General features: G+C 59.5%; 13 protein-coding genes. 5 read left to right on the top strand and 8 right to left on the bottom strand.

The genetic code is table 11. The features are described 5' to 3' along the window. Positions 1 to 220 precede the first annotated feature (220 nt). Complete coding sequence (locus HMPREF2734_RS04885) at positions 221 to 625, top strand: hypothetical protein (protein WP_141750427.1); 405 nt, start codon at positions 221 to 223, stop codon at positions 623 to 625. 41 nt (positions 626 to 666) lie between these two features. Here the strand turns inward: HMPREF2734_RS04885 and HMPREF2734_RS04880 are convergent, their stop codons facing one another. The 4 genes from HMPREF2734_RS04880 to HMPREF2734_RS04865 all read right to left on the bottom strand — a co-directional run bounded on the left by HMPREF2734_RS04880 (position 667) and on the right by HMPREF2734_RS04865 (position 8,608). Beyond that, on the bottom strand, positions 667 to 4,203 hold the full coding sequence (locus HMPREF2734_RS04880; protein WP_070569700.1) for a type I restriction endonuclease subunit R: 3,537 nt from the start codon (positions 4,201 to 4,203) through the stop codon (positions 667 to 669). Positions 4,204 to 4,205: 2 nt separating this feature from the next. Further along, positions 4,206 to 5,321 carry a restriction endonuclease subunit S gene (locus HMPREF2734_RS04875; RefSeq protein ID WP_070569698.1) on the bottom strand — a complete coding sequence of 372 codons (1,116 nt, stop codon included), beginning with the start codon at positions 5,319 to 5,321 and terminating at the stop codon, positions 4,206 to 4,208. Beyond that, positions 5,314 to 7,314: a type I restriction-modification system subunit M gene (locus tag HMPREF2734_RS04870; protein WP_070569696.1), complete on the bottom strand. Its 2,001-nt coding sequence runs from the start codon at positions 7,312 to 7,314 to the stop codon at positions 5,314 to 5,316. The genes HMPREF2734_RS04875 and HMPREF2734_RS04870 overlap by 8 nt, the downstream gene beginning before the upstream one ends. Before the next feature lie 493 nt (positions 7,315 to 7,807). Then, complete coding sequence (locus tag HMPREF2734_RS04865) at positions 7,808 to 8,608, bottom strand: YwiC-like family protein (protein WP_070569695.1); 801 nt, start codon at positions 8,606 to 8,608, stop codon at positions 7,808 to 7,810. Positions 8,609 to 8,775: 167 nt separating this feature from the next. Between HMPREF2734_RS04865 and HMPREF2734_RS04860 the strand changes: the two genes are divergently transcribed. Then, positions 8,776 to 9,660 (top strand): SLAC1 family transporter, encoded by an 885-nt coding sequence (locus HMPREF2734_RS04860; RefSeq protein WP_070569693.1) that lies wholly within the window; start codon positions 8,776 to 8,778, stop codon positions 9,658 to 9,660. A gap of 5 nt (positions 9,661 to 9,665) precedes the next feature. Here HMPREF2734_RS04860 and HMPREF2734_RS04855 read toward each other — a convergent pair whose 3' ends face one another. Genes HMPREF2734_RS04855 through HMPREF2734_RS04845 form a run of 3 tightly spaced genes read right to left on the bottom strand, consistent with a single transcriptional unit; the run spans position 9,666 to position 13,527 of the window. Continuing rightward, on the bottom strand, positions 9,666 to 11,450 hold the full coding sequence (locus tag HMPREF2734_RS04855) for an ABC transporter ATP-binding protein (RefSeq protein WP_070569691.1): 1,785 nt from the start codon (positions 11,448 to 11,450) through the stop codon (positions 9,666 to 9,668). After that, positions 11,447 to 13,165, bottom strand: a complete 1,719-nt coding sequence (locus tag HMPREF2734_RS04850; RefSeq protein ID WP_246816781.1) for an ABC transporter ATP-binding protein — start codon at positions 13,163 to 13,165, stop codon at positions 11,447 to 11,449. Before HMPREF2734_RS04850 ends, HMPREF2734_RS04855 begins: the two co-directional genes overlap by 4 nt. Positions 13,166 to 13,221: 56 nt before the next feature. Next, a complete protein-coding gene (locus tag HMPREF2734_RS04845; RefSeq protein ID WP_070569688.1) occupies positions 13,222 to 13,527 on the bottom strand; it encodes a hypothetical protein in 306 nt (101 codons plus the stop codon). Between the two features lie 780 nt (positions 13,528 to 14,307). On the opposite strand from HMPREF2734_RS04845, the gene HMPREF2734_RS04835 reads away from it, so the two are divergent. From HMPREF2734_RS04835 to HMPREF2734_RS04825, 3 genes are all read left to right on the top strand, one after another. Next, the gene (locus HMPREF2734_RS04835; RefSeq protein WP_070569686.1) at positions 14,308 to 15,384 is read left to right on the top strand and encodes a glutathione S-transferase family protein; all 1,077 of its coding nucleotides are present in this window, start codon (positions 14,308 to 14,310) and stop codon (positions 15,382 to 15,384) included. A 461-nt stretch (positions 15,385 to 15,845) separates the two neighbouring features. Then, positions 15,846 to 16,250, top strand: coding sequence for a hypothetical protein (locus HMPREF2734_RS04830; RefSeq protein WP_070422685.1), 405 nt, complete (start codon positions 15,846 to 15,848; stop codon positions 16,248 to 16,250). Further along, on the top strand, positions 16,243 to 16,572 hold the full coding sequence (locus HMPREF2734_RS04825; RefSeq protein ID WP_070422684.1) for a transcriptional regulator: 330 nt from the start codon (positions 16,243 to 16,245) through the stop codon (positions 16,570 to 16,572). Before HMPREF2734_RS04830 ends, HMPREF2734_RS04825 begins: the two co-directional genes overlap by 8 nt. A 70-nt stretch (positions 16,573 to 16,642) precedes the next feature. On the opposite strand, the gene HMPREF2734_RS04820 is transcribed toward HMPREF2734_RS04825, so the two are convergent. Further along, positions 16,643 to 16,920, bottom strand: a 278-nt coding sequence (locus HMPREF2734_RS04820) for a transposase (protein WP_210384733.1), incomplete at its 5' end; no start/stop codon positions are given.

Raw genomic sequence — 16,920 nt, 5'->3', positions numbered from 1 at the left:
TCGCTGAACAGCACGACGATTGGATCCAACAAAAGCGCTACATGTCACTGACTGCACTCGAACACACCAAACACCTCATGCACCGACAAGGAGACGACCATGGTGACCACCACCAACTAACCGCCTAACCAAACCCCCAACTTCATACCGAGCCGAACGGACAAACGGCTACACCACTTCACGGGACTTGACCATACCCCTTCGTGAGCTAGCGAAACAAGTGGAAGCACCGTTGCATCTCGTACAACGATCAAAAGATTTCCTTATCAACAGTCAAGTGATCGTCTTTCGGTGTGATGTGGCTCGCCGAAAGTTCGACTATAAGTTTTCTTTGGTTGTAATCCTGCGCACTAGTCCCGAGTCTGCAAACGAGCTCGTACGCCGCATGGGCAAATGGGCCGAGTCCCGATTCTGCGCAGAAGTGTTCAATAAAGACAACGTTGTCGCTATTTTTGGTATCCGCGATACCCCGCTTATCACCAGCTTGCTAACGCGGATCGAGCGCGAAGCGCCCGCAGCTGAAATTGTTAGCTACGAGATCGCTTACCGCATGGAAAAGGTCTATGGGTGGCTCCTCGACCCAAACGGACACCAAGTAGGACATGTTCCTCTGGAGTTGGCCTAGTCAGTTTTCTTTTCAGAAGATATCGGCCCCGTCCTTGCCCCTTAGTAGTGCTCCACTGCGTACATCACGACACCCTGGTACAGATCACCGTCAACTGGCAACGAGTGCCCGACGAACTGTGAGCGAACCACCTCGAACACGTTGGAGGTTCCACGGTTCGAAAGTGCGTCATCGAGTGAGCGGGCGAGTTCTTCCTCAACAGTAGAAGCACCAGCGTGCATGAGCATTACATCGAGAAGGTCCTGGATACGACGTTCAACCGGCGACTCGTCCTGGGGTTCTTCCGCACCACCGATGAGCGCGTCGTCCGGCACTGCGATCCCGCGCGCCTTGTCCTCCATCGCAGCAACGGCAAGACGAGACATTGCTGCGGTGAGAACGTTCAGCGCGTCTTCGCCACCGAGCATGAGGTTAGTGAACTGCTCGTGCTCAGCGTCGGCGCCCAAGATTGCGGAAAGCACTTTGTCGCGAAGTTTCGGTGACTTCGCCAACGCCTCCTGCGGGTTCTTGGTGGCAAGGGCTTCCACTTCTTCGTCGTTAGCTAACGCCTCCCACACGGCATGAACCATGCGGGTATTCGCCGAGTTGGACATGTCGATGCCTGCAGCGGAGAACAGCTCGTTGACCTGCTCCACTGCTTCGCGGAATGCACCTTGCAGTGGATCCCCTGCCCCACCGGTAGAGACACGTCCATCAAACCCTGGAACAGGGAGAGGTGCCCGCGAATCCTCGATGTTGAGTTTCAGCTCAACGCCTGTTTCAACGTCACCCATGACCGCGGTCTTCACTACCTCGACGCCGGTGACGTAGTCCTCCTCGCGTGCTTTCTTGCCAAGCTTGAGGTTGCGCGCGAGCAGGTCGGCGAAGATCGCACGCTTGTGCAGAGTGATGTCTTGGAAGTCGATGAACTGGCTCAAGAAGTCCCACGCGTGAACGTACTTCACCAGGTTCGCACGGAAATCTGTGGCCACTGCTTCGTTGTCTTTGTCCCTGGAGATCAAAGCACCTCCGTAGAACTCGGTCCACCGGGTAATGATTGGATCGATCCCGATTCGGATCAGGCTGTCTTTCTTTTTTACGTCAATGTCCCGGTCCATCACCGTGTCGGCGATCGCTTCCATCTCCTCGACGTCGTAGAACTGGGAGGTGTCCAGTACGCGAGCAAGATCTGCAAGTACGTCGGGGTCTACCTCGGTGTCAATAGACGCCTGCGAGTAGTACGGCTGGAACGAGTGAAGAATCGTTTCGGGGTCATTGACGAAGTCGACGACGAAAGTCTTGGTCTTATTCTTCGACGGCATCGTCCTGTTCAGACGCGAGAGCGTCTGCACCGCCATCACGCCGGACAGTGGCTTATCCACGTACATCGCTGACAGGCGAGGTTCGTCAAAGCCGGTCTGATACTTGTTAGCCACGATGAGGAACTTGTACGCCGCACCGTCGAACATCTTCGTCGTTTCCATCCGACGATGCCCCTCAGGTGCGTTCTCGTTGTTGAGGGAGGATTCCGTAACGATCTCCTCGATGTCCTCGTCCTTGGACACGTCGAGCGAACCAGAGAACGCCACAAGTGCTTCGAGCCCGTGGTATTTCGGATTGGACTTGATCACGTCCTGAACCGCCCGGAACCAGGTGTATGCGCTCATGCGGTCGTCGCAAACGACCATTGCTTTCGCGGTCGATCCGAGCAGGAAGCGCACGTTGTTATTGAAGTGCTCGACGGCAACTTCGGCCTTGGAGTGGATCGTCTTCTCGTGGGAGCGAACGAAATGCTTGAGTGCAGATTTTGCCTCGCCAAGAATCACGTCGTCTTCGCGGCCAAGTTGGTCTTCGATCTTGGCGTAGAGCGACAATGAGATGTAGTTCTGGAGCACGTCCAGAATGAAGTTCTCGTCGATTGCCTGCGCCATGGAGTACAGGTCAAACGCCACGTACTTCTCTGGGTTGTCCGGGGACGGCTCGCCAAACACGGCAAGCGTCTTCGCCTTGGGTGTTGCGGTAAGCGCAACGAGCGTGACGTTCGACGACCGCGCGACCGCCGAGTCCCTCTGCTGCTGCAGACGGTCCTTTTCAGCACGCGTGAGTTCGCCGGAGGGAGTCGAACCGGCAATATCGCTGAGCCCTGCCCCACCATCGAGTGTCTCTTCGTCTTCAATTTCTGCAGCCGCTCGCGTTGCTGCTTCCGCAAGCTCATCAGGAGTGTCCGAAAGAGTCTCCAGCAGTGTGCGGGAGGTCTTGCCGTGTTGGGACGAGTGCGCTTCGTCGATAATCACCAGCCAACGGCGGTCTCGCAGCTTCGGAGAACGGTCAATCGTTTTCGCCAGTGCCGGGAATGTCTGCAGCGTACAGGACAAAATGCGCTTGCCCTGGGTGAGATAGTGGTTAAGTTTCTCGGACTTGGACGTGTCGTCACCGGTGATGTTGATGACCATGCCTTCAGAGGCCTGGAGCAGCGAGAGTCCATCCGCCACGTTCTTATCCAGCACGGTGCGATCCGTGACGACGATTACACAATCAAAAAGTTTCGTCCCGTCTTCATGGATCATCTTGTTGGCACGGTGCGCCAACCATGCAATGGTTTTCGTCTTGCCTGAACCCGCAGAGTGCTGAATCAAATAGCGCCTGCCGGTGCCGTTGGTGGCGACATCGCTGGTGACACGCTCAACAGAGCGCAACTGGTGGAATCGCGGGAAGATCAGGCGCCCCTCATTGCCCTTCATGGACGGCTCCCACAGCGCGTAATCCTTCAGGATGCGCAGCAGCAGATCCGGTGAGCACACCCACTCCCACAGGTAGGAAACGTTGTACCCGTTGGGGTTGTCGGGGTTGCCAGCGCGACCTTCCTCGGTTCCCTGGTTGAACGGAAGAAAGACGGTATCGGTGCCGTTGAGTTCTGTGGTCATCATGACTTCACGGGAGGACACCGCGAAGTGGACGAGGCAGCGGCCAGGGTTGAGCAGCGGGCGGCTGGAGCGATTCGGCTTGCGGTCATGCTTGTACTGCTTGACGGCGTCGTCAATCGACTGCGTGTTGTCGGTTTTGAGCTCCATCGTGATCACGGGGATACCGTTGACCAGCAGCACAAGGTCAATCTCGCCAAAGCCACCTTTTTCAAAGTGGACTTGCTGCAGCACGCGTAGGCGGTTTTCCTTCGCCTTGTCGATCACATCCGTCTTCGCCGAGTCATACGGGTAGAAGCCCGCCATGTCCGGGAAGTTCACGGTGCCAAGGTCTGTCTGTGTAAACGAGAACCCATCTCGCAACGTGCCCAGTAGTCCGCCGTTGACTTTCTTGGTGATGCCATCAAGAATCGGCGTGTAGTCGAGTTCCTTGGTCAGACGCTTCAGCAGCCGGTGCTCGCGAGACTTTCGCTCTGTATCGTTCGCAGACTCAGGAATCGCCCGCTCGTATTGCTCCGGATACTGGGACTTTAGCCAGTGGAGTACGTCCTCCGGGAAGAGTCCAAGTTCGGGGTCGAAGCCCTTGTCGTTGGCGCCCTCGTTCCAGATCCAACCTTGGCTGTTGAGAGAACGGCAGATGGTCAGTTCCATCGCTTCTTCAAGAATCGGGTTCACCATGATTAGACCTCTTTCCGCCCAGTCACGACTTCGGTAATCAGCGCAGTTTTGCGCGCTTTTAAACTCTCGATGAGTTGGGTGGATTCTTCGATGAGCGCATCTATTTTTGAGATTTCCTTCTGGAGCCGCTGAGCAATCTCTTCTTGCTCTCGAAGTGGTGGCAAATGGATACGTTGAAAAAGAACTTTGGTCGCGGTAATACCAGGTTGGGCAACAGAAGTAGATAGTCCTCCAAGGTTCATTTCGCGGAGAGCATGTTCTAGCCAAATGAGATTGACATCCTGTTTAGGTTTAACGACCAAGGCATGTTCAGTAGCGAAAAACCTTGGTCGCACACGATGCACGTTTCCACACAACGCACCCTGTCTACCTATCAGAACACACTCTGTTTCACTGTTAAAGATGTTCGTGTATCCACGCAGACCATTTCCGCCATAAACCGGATAGTCATCGATCTCCCTGATTGCATCGGATGAAATAGAGTCTCCCGAATTCATCGATACAACAGTGGAGAGAGGCACCAGTGGATACTGGTCAGCTTGGACCAGGTTCGCGGCAAAAACCCTCCGGCGAGATCCTAGGCTGGCAATTAGCCCCTCAAACTCTTCGATCAGCGCGTCCATCTCGCTGATTTCCGTATCGAGATAGTCAGCGATACGGCGCTGGGTTTCGAGAGGGGTGTCCTCAACCTTGTACGAAGTCAAATACTGCGTTGAAATCCGTTTTAACCCCGCCACTCCGAGGACGTTCCCTCGCGCCTCATCTAGAAAGCGAGCGGTTAGCATTTGGTAAGTCAGCCAACGCGGGTCAGCATTACTTTTGGCTCTAAGAACATGTACTTCGGAAGTCGCTAAACCGACCTCTCCTTCAATGTCTGCGATCATTGATCGCCCGTGGAAGACAGTAGGGGTTACCTTCGGAACTAGAATGTCCCCGCTTCGAAACTGCGTGTACGAACTATCTGTCCCAACCTTTTTTCGGCCTGCGTAGTCTGCTTTCCCGTCTGCCCAGATATTCTCCAACGGAAGAAATTCAACTTCCGTTCCTACAGGAAGACCTGAGAACTCTGGTGTGAGTGGATTAATACTTGCGAACTTCCATAGTCCAACGTCAGTCATCAGAACGCACCTTCCTAAACATTGCAGAGATACGTTCCAAAGAAGCAGCAATATCCGCGTCCAACTCTTCCAAGGATCGGGACTCTTCCGGCTTGTAGAACAGGCGCGTCAACGGCAACTCCGTTCCCACCTTTGCCAAAGATTCGTCCCACTGCATATCCGGGACGAATGGGAGCACTTCGCGCTCCATGTGCTCGGACACGTCCTCTAAGTAAGGCACGCGCTCGATCACCTTGGAGGAAGCATCTACAACCGGGTTTCCCTTCTCGTCGAGGGAAGCGGGCGCATTCTCATCTTCCACAGCGAGTGCTTTCATAATGTGGCGAAGCAACGGCGCACCCATCTTCACACCGTGCGTCTTGGCGGAATCTTTCAGCGCCTTTGGGAGGTCGTTGTACTCGCGCCCGTCCATCTCACGGATGACTGCTTCATGCTCCGGGAATGCAGACTTATGCTCCATGGCTTCTGCCACCGTTTCGTCCGTGACACTCACCGCGTAGTGCGCCAACTTGAACATCGGCACGTCGCGGTAGGTCAGGTCGTCGGCAGTGACGATGATAGAGCGGTCGTTTTCCTTGAAATCCTTGTAGATCTTCGTAATCTCGCGGATGTTGTCTTCCGAGAACTCGACGCGCTTCTGCCCCATGTTCTTGCGCATTGGCGCACACATCTCGGTCGCGTCGATGAACTGGATCTTGCCACGGCGACGTGGCTCCTTGTTGCGATCAAGAATCCAGATGTAGGTAGCAATACCGGTGTTGTAGAACATGTCATTCGGCAGCGCGATTATCGCGTCCAGCACTTCAACGCCGCCTTGTGCACCGATGAGATACTTGCGGATGCTGTCCGGACCGCTTTCCGCATCCCCTGTAAACAGTGGTGAACCGTTGGTAACTACGGCTGCGCGTCCGCCCTTCGTTGCGCCTTCTGCGGCAGCGAGTTTGTGCGCAATATGCATCAAAAACAACATCTGCCCGTCGCTGACTGCGGGTAGCCCCTCCGCAAAACGTGGATCGCCCTGCTCCTGGAGCGCTTTGACGTCCTTCTGGAACGCCTTCCAGGAAGAGCCGTACGGCGGGTTCGCCATGATGTAGTCAAAGGTTTCATCGGCGAACTGATCGTTGGTCAGAGAGTTGCCGAACTTCAACACTTCTGGATTTTTAAACCCCTGCATGAGCAAGTCAGACTTGCCCATAGCGAAGGAAGATTCCTTGAGCTCTTGTCCTGCAACGACGATGTCAATACCTGGGTTGATAGCCCGGAGCGCATCACGTGCGGCAATGAGCATGCCGCACGTACCGGCGGTGGGGTCGTAGACGGAACGGATGATGCCGTCCTCTTCCAGTTCCGCGTCATCCGAGGTGAACAGGATGGACGTCATCAGGCGAATCGCGTCGCGCGGGGTATAGAACTCACCAGCGTCTTTCGCCTTTCGGGCAAACGAGCGATACATCAGGTTTTCAAAGATGTCGCCCATCGTCTGATCCTGGAGCGCCTCGTCAGACATGTCGATGGACGCGAAGTGGTTCACCACATTCCAGAGTTGGTTATTGCGGTCAAGGAAGTCGATGAGTTTCTCAAACTCGAACGCTTTCCAGATCTCTTGGATATTTGCAGAGAACGCCCTGAGGTACTGACCTAATCCTTCCTTCAACGTGTCGTCGGAGGTAGCCAGGCGCTCAAGCGAGAGTTCCGAGGTGTTCCAAAAGCGAAGCTTGAACATGCTCTCGATCATGAGATTCACAATCGATGGGTCTGTCCCCTTCACGTTCTCCCGGTGAACAAGATCCAGAACGTCTTTCTTCGTCGATTCCAGTCGCCCCTCGAGACGGCGCAGCACCGTGAACGGAATGATGTAGTCACCGTAATTCTCGGCTGGAACGATCAAGCGGAGGTAATCGTCGGCAGTCTGCCAAATGGCGGCATTGAGGCTGTTGAGCTTGGCAGTTTGCTTCGGCGTGATCGAATCGAGGATCTCTGAGGTGTCAGTCATCGTTGCTTCCTTATGAATCTGTAGACGCCTGATTGTCCCACAGGAATCACTCATTTTCAGGCAACAAATATTGGTGTTTCACCGCACGAGCGGGAGGTTTGCAGCGCAGTACCGCTAGCCAAACAAACCCCTGCACGCTCCCCCGTTGTACGCGTGAACACATTTCTCTTTACCTTCCTGCAAATCACAAATTAAGGCAGGCTTTGACTAGGCACGGGTAGTCGTCCTTCACGTGGCGTACGGGGATAAACCACAAAGCAAGAAGCGCAAGTGCGGCGATCACCCCAGCTGGAACGGAGTAGAACACGAGCCATCCGCCCACCCCCAAACAGAATCCGCCCTACTGCAAAGAACGCCGCCCCTAACAGGCTCAGGATAAGCGCCGCGACGGAGTTGATACGGACATTCCGGCAGTTCATGCACCACATCATACGGCGGAAGCCATGGGCTGTATCTCAATCAGCCAAAGTGACGAGGCAGCGAATGAGGCGCCTTAGAGCAGCACAACGATGACCACCAGCACTGTGATGGCAGCGTCCAGAAGTCCGACGATCTTCGGCGTCCATGGCTTCTCACGACGTGCGCCGGTGATCGGCATCAGCGTCGCCCGCGCGAGCAACACGACGGCCACGACGATGATCGCTGGGTGGAAAGGATGCCCGCCGGTTACGAGCACGGCGACGACGGCAGCGACAAGCACGACGACGTGATAGACCACCGACCCGATGAACCAGGGTCTGGAGCCGCGTTCACGGATGAGCGTCTTCACGTAGGGCACAGTGCCGACGAAGTACGCCAGGTACACGGCAAATGCGGCCCACGCCTCCGCATCCAGGCCTCCTCCGGCCCAGGCGGCCACCGGCAGGATGAGGCAGGCCGCCACGACAGTGGACACACCCGACAACAGCGATCTCGGACGCCGCTTCCATGCCTCGAACACGGCTATGGCCACCAATGGCGCGAACGCCGGGACCCACATGAGAAGCCGCCAGTCGAAGATCAGCGTTGTCACACCCGCGACGGCGGCGAGCGACCCGTAGACCAGGACTGGAGGCCGGTTGCGTTCGCGGAAGCGCGAGCGGATCCAGACGCTGCCGGCGAAAAACGTGAAATAGCCGAGCCACCAGGTCAGCAACAGGGGAATCGCAGTCCACGACGGCGCCAGGATGACACCAGTAATAGCGGGGACGGTGACCATGAACCAGGCGCCGTGTTGGTCGGGCACCCAACCGGGTGAGCGTCGGCGTGTGCGGGGGTTACGAGGCACGCTACGTTGTACCTGGCGCTTCGACATGTTTTTCACCCTACTGATGCGAATCCGTGATGGGCAATTGGCGTGGTCTTTTCCATCGATTCGAAGCACCCGGCACCGTCGCGCGCTTCAGGCCAATCGCGTTCTAAAAACCACAAAGCCCCGACCCAAAGTGGATGAGACGAGGTGGCAGGCCTAGCGTTAGTCCTATGACGTTGCCAAAGTTCGGTCCCGCTTGGGCCGGTGCTTTAATGGGAACCTCGATTGCGTCGAGTTTGACTGGGTTACATGGATTTCATGTAGCCCAGCTCGTGTTTGCGCTCATCGCGGCGGGACTCCTTGTTGTGTTCACGGTCGGCGTGCGCAATGAGCCGCCGCGGCACCAGAACATGGCGGCGTCGGGCATGTACGCGATGGGGCTGCTCGCGTGCGGCTCGGCGTGGACGGCACTCACGGGCAACGATGCGTTCCAGCTGTTCAGCTGGTGGGTCGGTGCGCCACTGGCCATCATCGTGTGTTTGTGGCAACTCTGGGGTTTGTGGAAGCAGTCCGCGCACTACACCGAGCCTGCGTTCCCGTGGGGCTTGGCGCTCGTGTCCCCGATGGTCGCTGCGACATCCGCCGGGCAGCTGGCCACCCATCACGGCGAGTTTTATCACTACGCGGGTGAGCTGTGCTTCTTCCTCACGTTCTTCACCGCGATCCCACTCTTCCTCTACTGCTACTGGTCCCGCACGCGCCCACGTGGCGCCGCCGCGGGTACAGCGTGGATTCCCCTCGGTGTTGTCGGCCAGTCGACGGCAGCATCGACATTGCTTTTCGACGCCCACCTGTACGGCCTCATCATGTTCACCCTCGGCGCACCGTGTGTCCTCTACGCCATGTACTGCTTCTACGAGGCTGTCCTCCACTGGGCGCCCTACGGCCCTGGTTGGTGGGGCTCTACCTTCCCCGTGGGCACCCTGTGCTTGGGTGCTTGGGACGAAGGCTGGCACACACTTTCCTTGGCGCTCCTCGTGCTCTTGCTCCTCCACTGGGGTGTCTGCGCGGTGCGCTTTGGCTCCTGGGAACTAAGCCAATCTGGCGCTAGATGAACTAGCTATCCGCGCTTCTCCGATGCCGTCGTCGTGGTGGTCCACGACGAGCTGGATCTGGATCCCGGGGAACTCCCCGTCCGGCACGCCCACGACTCGGCGTAGCGGCCGCCCTTCGCCAGCAATTCATCGTGCGTGCCCCGTTCTGCGACCGTCCCGTCCTCCGAAAGCACGACGATGAGGTCGGCATCGCGGATGGTGTGCAGGCGATGGGCGACGACGATCACAGTGTGATCGCCGCGCAACGCCTCCATCGTGCCGACGATCGCCCGCTCAGTGGCCGCATCCAGCGAGGACGTCGGCTCGTCGAGAAGCACCACCGGGGAATCCTTCAGAAGCGCCCGGGCGATGGCGAGGCGCTGCCGCTCACCTCCCGACAGCAGCGTCCCCTCTTCCCCCACTGGGGTATCCCACCCGGAAGGCAGCAGCTCCACGATGCGGTCCACCCCGGAACGCCGGGCGGCCTCGCGCAAGCGGTCCCCGTCACCGGGCCTGGAACCGAATCCGGGGTCGGCGAAGACCACGTTGTCCCGCACGGACGCGTCGAAAAGGAACGTCTCCTGGAACACCGGGGTCACCAGCGAGTTCACGCCGTCGGTGCCGATCCGAGGCAAGGGCACCCCGCCGATGAGGATCTCCCCCGAGTCCGGATCATGAAAACGCGACAGCAGCCGCATGACCGTCGTCTTGCCCGACCCCGACGGTCCCACTACGGCAACCAGCGCTCCCTGAGGTGCACGGAAGCTGACGCCGTCGAGAACCTTCTTATCTCCGTACCCGAAGCTCACGCCGCGGAACTCCACGTCATACCCGTCGGGCAGCTCCGGTGCGGCAGGTTCGGGAAGAGCGGGGATTGCCCGCAGGTCACGCAACGCAGCCAACGTGTTGCGGCCCGCACCGAAACCGCCGGACAACGCTCCCGCCGTGGTGATCGGTCCGGTGAACTGGACGAGCACGATGAGTATCGGCGCCAAATGCGCCGGCGCCATCCCGCCCGTCGCGGCGACTGCCACGGCGACGATCACCGCCGCCGTGAACACTGCATGGACGACCGAACCCAACCGTCCGATGGCCGCCCCCTGCGTCGACGTCGCCTTCGCGAACGCATCGTGCTGGGCCTGGATAGCCTCATCCACCATCGCGTCCGCCGCCGAACCGTCGCCCGCGGCGCGAATCGCCTGCTGGCCACGGGTGAACTCGATCAGCCTGCTGGAGACGGCAGCGACGGCCTCAGCATGCGCTTCGTCCGACTCCCCGCCGACCCGGCCAATGGCCCGGTAGGCGAAGAAGAGCACCGGCGCCGACGCGACAAGAACCAAACCGACGCGCCAATCCACCGCCAGAATTCCGAAGGCGATGACGGTCGGCGTAACCACCGCGGCGATGACGGGCCGCAGGATCACGTGCGGCACGGACGCCGCGAACGCGATACCCGACGACGCCATCTCCGAAAAGCGGCCGGCCGTGGACTTGGTGACGTACCCGAGTGGCAACGTCAGCACGCGTTCGCCCAGGGAATGCAGCAGGGACGACAGCACCGCTGCGGAATTCGCCCTGCCGACTGTCCCCGCGGCGAGGGACAGCACCGCATGGGCGGCCGCGAGGCCGGCGATGACGCCGGTGAAACGCCACGCCGTCGCATCATCTCCCTCGGCCAGAGCCGACAGCAGCGGCAGCAGCGCGACGAACGCCGCTCCCTGGGCCAGCGCGGCAAGCGTGGCCAACGCAATGAGCCACACCAGCGTCATTCTCGAGCGCCGATCCGTCATCGACCACAAGTCTCGAATCATCGGTTCCCCACCTTTTCATCGTCTGATTCAGCGCCCCGCGGGGCGGATGGTTCGTCGTCGAGCGTGAACGCGCGCCACAAATCCCGGTAGCGGCCACCGCGCGCGAGCAACTCGTCGTGGGTACCCGCCTCCGCGACCGCTCCCCCATCGAGAACGAGGATGCGGTCGGCGTTGCGGATCGTGCTCAACCTGTGCGCGATCACAATCACCGTCCGCGAACGGGCCAAACGCTCGATTGCGGACTGGATGAGGGCCTCGGAAGCCGGATCCGCGTAAGCGGTTGCCTCGTCGAAGATGAGCACCGGCGCGTCCGTGACGATCGACCTCGCGATGGCTACGCGCTGCGCCTCACCACCGGAAAAGGTCACGTCGACGTTGACCACCGAATCCAGGCGCTTCGGCAGCGCCGCAATGACCGCATCGAGGTTCGCGAGCTTCGCGGCCGCCATGATTTCGTCGTCGGTGGCGTCTCTCCTGGCCAGCCGGATGTTCTCCCGCAACGGCAGCGTGAACAACTGCGGATCTTGGAACACCACCGACACCGAGCGGTGCACGTCGCGCACGGCAATGTCGCGAAGATCGACGCCGCCCAGCAGCACCGAGCCTTCAACAGGGTCGTGGAAACGCGCCAACAGCCGGGCGACGGTGGACTTTCCGGAACCGGAGGACCCCACCAGCGCAGTGAGGGTCCCTGGTTCGAACGTCGCGGACATCCCGTCGAGGACCCGCGGCCCATCGCCGTAGGAGAAGACCAGGTTCCGGACCTCGAGCGCGCCTCCGCGCGCGGGCACCGGATCGGCGGGCTCGGCGATCGGCGGCGTGCTCAGCACCTCCGCGATGGACTTCAGGGCGGCGATCCCCGCGATGATGGGTTCGGAGTTCATGGCCACCCGCACGATCGCCGCGGAGAGTCCAAGGCTGAGAACCAGCCCGGCGACGAGACCCTCCGGTATGCCGCCCGCGGCGTCCCTCAGAGCGAGGCCGGCCCCGCACACTACTGCGAGAACTGTGGTCGGGGACGTCACCACGTCGATGAGCCCGAGATAGATGTTCGACTGCCGGGACCAGGCGGACCACGCGCGGACGAACGACAACGCCGCGGCATCGTAGCGACCCGCGCCCTGGTTAGCGCGCCCGAAGGACTTCATCACCGGGATACCGCGCACCAGCTCGATGACCGCGGCCGTCACTCCTTCGGAGGCTCGCTCGTAGTCGCGCTGAAGAGCGGCTCCGCGCGAAATCATCACGCCCATCAGGGCGAAGGTGACCAGCACCGGGACGACCGCCACCACCGCGATCCGCCAATCCACCACGACGAGCGCGATGAGGGAAAGCAGGGGAACCAGCACCGCCACCACGGTCTCACCGACGGTGTGGCCCATGAGCTGGTGGACAGCCGCGACGTCCTTCTCAACCGACTCGATGATTCCCGACGAGCGCCGGGCGTCCAGCCAGCCCAGCGGTAACTTCCGGATTTGGGCGACCAGCCGGCGCCGGAGGTGGAGCTGCAGGTCGTTATCCGCCCGGTGCGAGAGCATGCCGGCGGCGCCGTCTGCGGCCATGCGCACCGTTGCGGCGACGACGATGACAGCCACGGCCAACCACGTCCGATGCTCCGGGGCCTCCGGGTACGTCATCGCGATGTCGATGATGCCGACCAGCGAAGCGACGGTAGCCACCGACGACAGGACAGATAACGCGACCACCGCCCGCATCCGGGTCCGAATCGGGGCGAGCAGCGACCACGGGCCTACGGTCCCGTCCACAGCGCTCACTTGCCCGCCTCCCCGATCGCGCTTTTCTTCGTGAGAGTGCGGAAGTACACCATGCCGACGTGTGAGGCTCCGCCCAGCTTCAACCCGTTGGCTTCGGCGAGGTCCTCGACCTCGCTGCCCGGCGACCCTGCCGAGCGGCGCGAGGACGTCGGCGACGTGGAATTCCGTCCGGCCCCGAGCCCTTCGACGGCGGCGTCCATCGGTTCACGCGCATAGCGGCTGAGGAACCTCGGCTGGACCTTGTCCTCGTAGGCCGCGAGGAGTCTGAGGTTGTTCTGGACGATCTGGGCAATCGACTTCATCTGGTTCTGTCTCCGGGTGTGTGGGCCGCGTCCACGCGGCGGTTTCAGGTTAGGTGATCGGGTTCGCGGGCCGTCGTCGGCGGTGCCGCCCCCTCTCGGCCGACTCGTCGACTCATTGGTCGCTGTGGTGGGTTCATCAGTCACAAGCGGCACTGTGTTGCCCTCTCAGAAGATAATAACCATTATTACGTTAGGTTAGCCTAACCTCGCATGCGACTCAAGCCCCGTCTCGTGCGTTTGATAGACATTGCTGAAACCGAGATCGCGCAAAACCAGCACACCATTGAGTGACGCGTGGACGAAGACTCAGGATGGGCGCAAGAATCCGCAGGCGTTTTTAACAATCTTCTCGGTGAATCAGCCTGTAAATCCGGGGAATCCCCGTACTCAGGGGACGATCACTACCCCGCTGGAGTGGGAGCAGAAGGCTTCTCCGGATAAGCGCTCTGGTAATGGCCCGAAACCGAAGGTGCGGGCGTGTCCCAAAATGGCACGGCTATGGATCCGGCGCTCGGTCAAGGGGTTCCAGCGCCCTTTCACCGCCATCGACCATAAAGAAGCCAGCTAGGGAGAGAAACACCATGACCGCGATGAAGGCCCAGGATTCGCGCCATCCGAAGGCTTTGTATTGCCTTGTCTCTGGGCCTGTCTCTGGGCCTGTCTCCGGGCTTTCCGTCACACTGCTCATCCTCTTGCAACAGCACATCCCCCCTCGCTCATGATCAGAAACAGCCTATAGTTGACGTGTCACAAACTTTTCACGCGATAAGGGAGGACACGATGACTACAGACGCACAGAAGGACTGGGCAGGCGATGCCCAGAACGCCTCAACAGACGGCGAGTTCAAGCGGGATACGAACTATATCGGTGACCGCATTGTGTCGTCGATAAGCAATGAAGCTTCGCACTGGCCCGTGCAGCCGCACCGCTACCGTCTCATCGCCGCACGTGCCTGCCCATGGGCGCATCGCGCTGTCATCGTGCGGCGCCTGATGGGGCTGGAAGATGTGATCTCCTTGGGCCTGGCTGGCCCGACTCACGACAAGCGCTCCTGGACCTTCGACTTGGATCCGGGCGGCGTGGACCCCGTGCTACAGATCCCCCGCCTGCAGGATGCATACTTCGCACGCTTTCCCGACTACCCGCGCGGCATCACCGTGCCGGCAATCGTGGAAGAAGCAAGCGGCAAGGTGGTGACGAACGATTACAACTCCATGGTCCGCGACTTCCAAACCGAGTGGACCGCCTACCACCGCCCCGGCGCCCCGAACCTGCTGCCACCGGAAGAGCTGCGCGAAGAGGCGGAGGCGATCAACGACTTCCTCTTCCGCAAGTTCAACAACGGCGTGTACCGCGCCGGATTCTCAGCCTCCCAAGACGCCTACGAAGAAGCCTACGACGACGTGTTTGATGTCCTCGACTGGCTCGAAGACCGCCTAGCCAACCACCGCTTCATCATGGGTGAACACATCACGGAGACCGACGTCCGCGCCTACACCACCCTCATCCGCTTTGATGCCGTCTACCACGGCCACTTCAAGACAAACCGCAACAAGATCACCGAACTCCCAAACGTCTACGGCTACCTCCGCGAGCTGTTTCAAACCCCCGGCTTCGGCGACACCACCGACTTCACGGAGATCAAACAGCACTACTACATCGTCCACCGCGAAGTGAACCCCACCCGGATCGTCCCCTCCGGGCCCGACCTTTCCGGCCTCACCCAACCCCACGGCCGCGACCATCTCCCGGGCTCCCCCTTCGCCGCAGGCACCACCCTCCCCGGCCCACTGCCCGAATCCGAGAAGCTGAAGAACCCCACGGATTTCCAACGGGAGCTCTTCGGGCTGGAGTAGGTCTTCTGGGGTTAGGGGCCAGAAAGTGTGTCTGGGATCGGGGATTTTTAGGTTCTGACCTGTAGGGTAGCGTGAAATATATGCTTTGGGAGCATATATCTGGCCTCAACACGGTGAATCCCCGGTGTGGCTGCCAGTCTGTGGTAGTAGGCGGTGGTGTGGTGGCTCAATGCCAAAGAACCGACCACGCTGCTACTGCGGCGGTGATACCAAACGCAATGGAACAACCAGCAAAGGCACTACCCGATGGGCGATGTAAGGCCGTGGAGCCTCAGTCAATAAAAGTCGGCCAGATGTCACAGTAGCAGACCACCAGCCCCGTTAGACCCCATGCGTAGCTGTATCCCCACTATGCACAGTCTTTCACTTGCACACTTGGCAAGCATTAGACTTGCAATTAAGGCAAGTATTACACTTGCCTTAATTGCAAGCCAGTGAAGTTGACGTTAGGGAGAAGAACGATGAGCGACGACCTTAAGATCATTCACGACGTTCAAAAGCGCACCACGTGGACGCAGAGCTGGTGGGCGGTGGCGATAGTGGCGCTTGGCGCCGGCGGCGGTATCGCGCTATTCAAGCTGTCATGGTGGTACGGCCTCGCGGTTCTTGTACCGACGTTCGTTCTGGGCTATCTCCTCAAAGATAAGATTGCGAACCCCTTCGTTCGGGTCAATCCCAATATGGGGCCGAGTAATGATCGCGCCACCTGGTCACGAGTACTGCTGCCAGGTGCCATGATGTTCTCCACCGTGCCGACGCCTGATACTTGGCCGTGGATGATTGTCTGCGGCGTCGTTGTTTCTACGGCGACGGCATGGATGTTGTATGAGAACCGCAACGCCGCCGTAAAGGGCGTCAATGTCTAAGGATCCTTCACCACGCCCAGCAAAGCTGGATCCGGTCATCCACCCCATCAATCGGCTTAAAATTTGTGCCACGCTGTTCCATTCAGGCGCAACCGGCGGCAGGCAGATGAAATACGCCGTGCTTGCAGAGCTCACCGAGCTTCCTGCCGATACGCTTTCCAAGCAGTTGAAACATCTTGAGGACAGCGGCTATATCAGCCGCACCCGCGAATATGGCTCCACGCGCGCGAAAGACGCCGTCTGGGTCGCGTTGACCCAGACTGGAACAGAAGCCTATGCACAGCACGTTGCGGCGCTTAAAGCCATGACAGAGGGCTCATAGATTGGGTCAAGTCCCGTGAAGTGGTGTAGCCGTTTGTGCTTTCGGCTCGGTATGAAGTTCGGGGTTTTGGTTAGGCGGTTAGTTGGTGGTGGTCGCCATGATCACCTCCTGTTTGGTGCATGAGGCGTTTGGTGTGTTCGAGTGCAGATAGTGACATGTAGCGTTTTTGTTGGATCCAATCGTCGTGCTGTTCAGCGAGGACCGCGCCGACAAGCCGGATGATGGATTCGCGGTTCGGGAAGATGCCAACGACGTCGGTGCGCCGGCGGATCTCCCGGTTTAACCGTTCGGTGGGGTTGTTCGACCACACCTTTGTCCAGACTGGTTTCGGTGCTGCGGTAAACGCCA

Origin of the sequence: Corynebacterium sp. HMSC055D05 (assembly GCF_001810365.1) — a bacterium.
In the GTDB taxonomy this organism is placed as follows: domain Bacteria; phylum Actinomycetota; class Actinomycetes; order Mycobacteriales; family Mycobacteriaceae; genus Corynebacterium; species Corynebacterium coyleae.
Note: the sequence above shows the minus strand (reverse complement) of the source record. Positions and strands in the feature narration are given on the sequence as shown.

Coding starts and splice junctions, on each gene's coding strand:
- HMPREF2734_RS04880 (WP_070569700.1), bottom strand. CDS start 4,203: ATGGTGAACCCGATTCTTGAAGAAGCGATGGAACTGACCATCTGCCGT.
- HMPREF2734_RS04875 (WP_070569698.1), bottom strand. CDS start 5,321: ATGACTGACGTTGGACTATGGAAGTTCGCAAGTATTAATCCACTCACA.
- HMPREF2734_RS04870 (WP_070569696.1), bottom strand. CDS start 7,314: ATGACTGACACCTCAGAGATCCTCGATTCGATCACGCCGAAGCAAACT.
- HMPREF2734_RS04865 (WP_070569695.1), bottom strand. CDS start 8,608: ATGTCGAAGCGCCAGGTACAACGTAGCGTGCCTCGTAACCCCCGCACA.
- HMPREF2734_RS04860 (WP_070569693.1), top strand. CDS start 8,776: ATGACGTTGCCAAAGTTCGGTCCCGCTTGGGCCGGTGCTTTAATGGGA.
- HMPREF2734_RS04855 (WP_070569691.1), bottom strand. CDS start 11,450: ATGATTCGAGACTTGTGGTCGATGACGGATCGGCGCTCGAGAATGACG.
- HMPREF2734_RS04850 (WP_246816781.1), bottom strand. CDS start 13,165: ATGCGGGCGGTGGTCGCGTTATCTGTCCTGTCGTCGGTGGCTACCGTC.
- HMPREF2734_RS04845 (WP_070569688.1), bottom strand. CDS start 13,527: ATGAAGTCGATTGCCCAGATCGTCCAGAACAACCTCAGACTCCTCGCG.
- HMPREF2734_RS04835 (WP_070569686.1), top strand. CDS start 14,308: ATGACTACAGACGCACAGAAGGACTGGGCAGGCGATGCCCAGAACGCC.
- HMPREF2734_RS04830 (WP_070422685.1), top strand. CDS start 15,846: ATGAGCGACGACCTTAAGATCATTCACGACGTTCAAAAGCGCACCACG.
- HMPREF2734_RS04825 (WP_070422684.1), top strand. CDS start 16,243: ATGTCTAAGGATCCTTCACCACGCCCAGCAAAGCTGGATCCGGTCATC.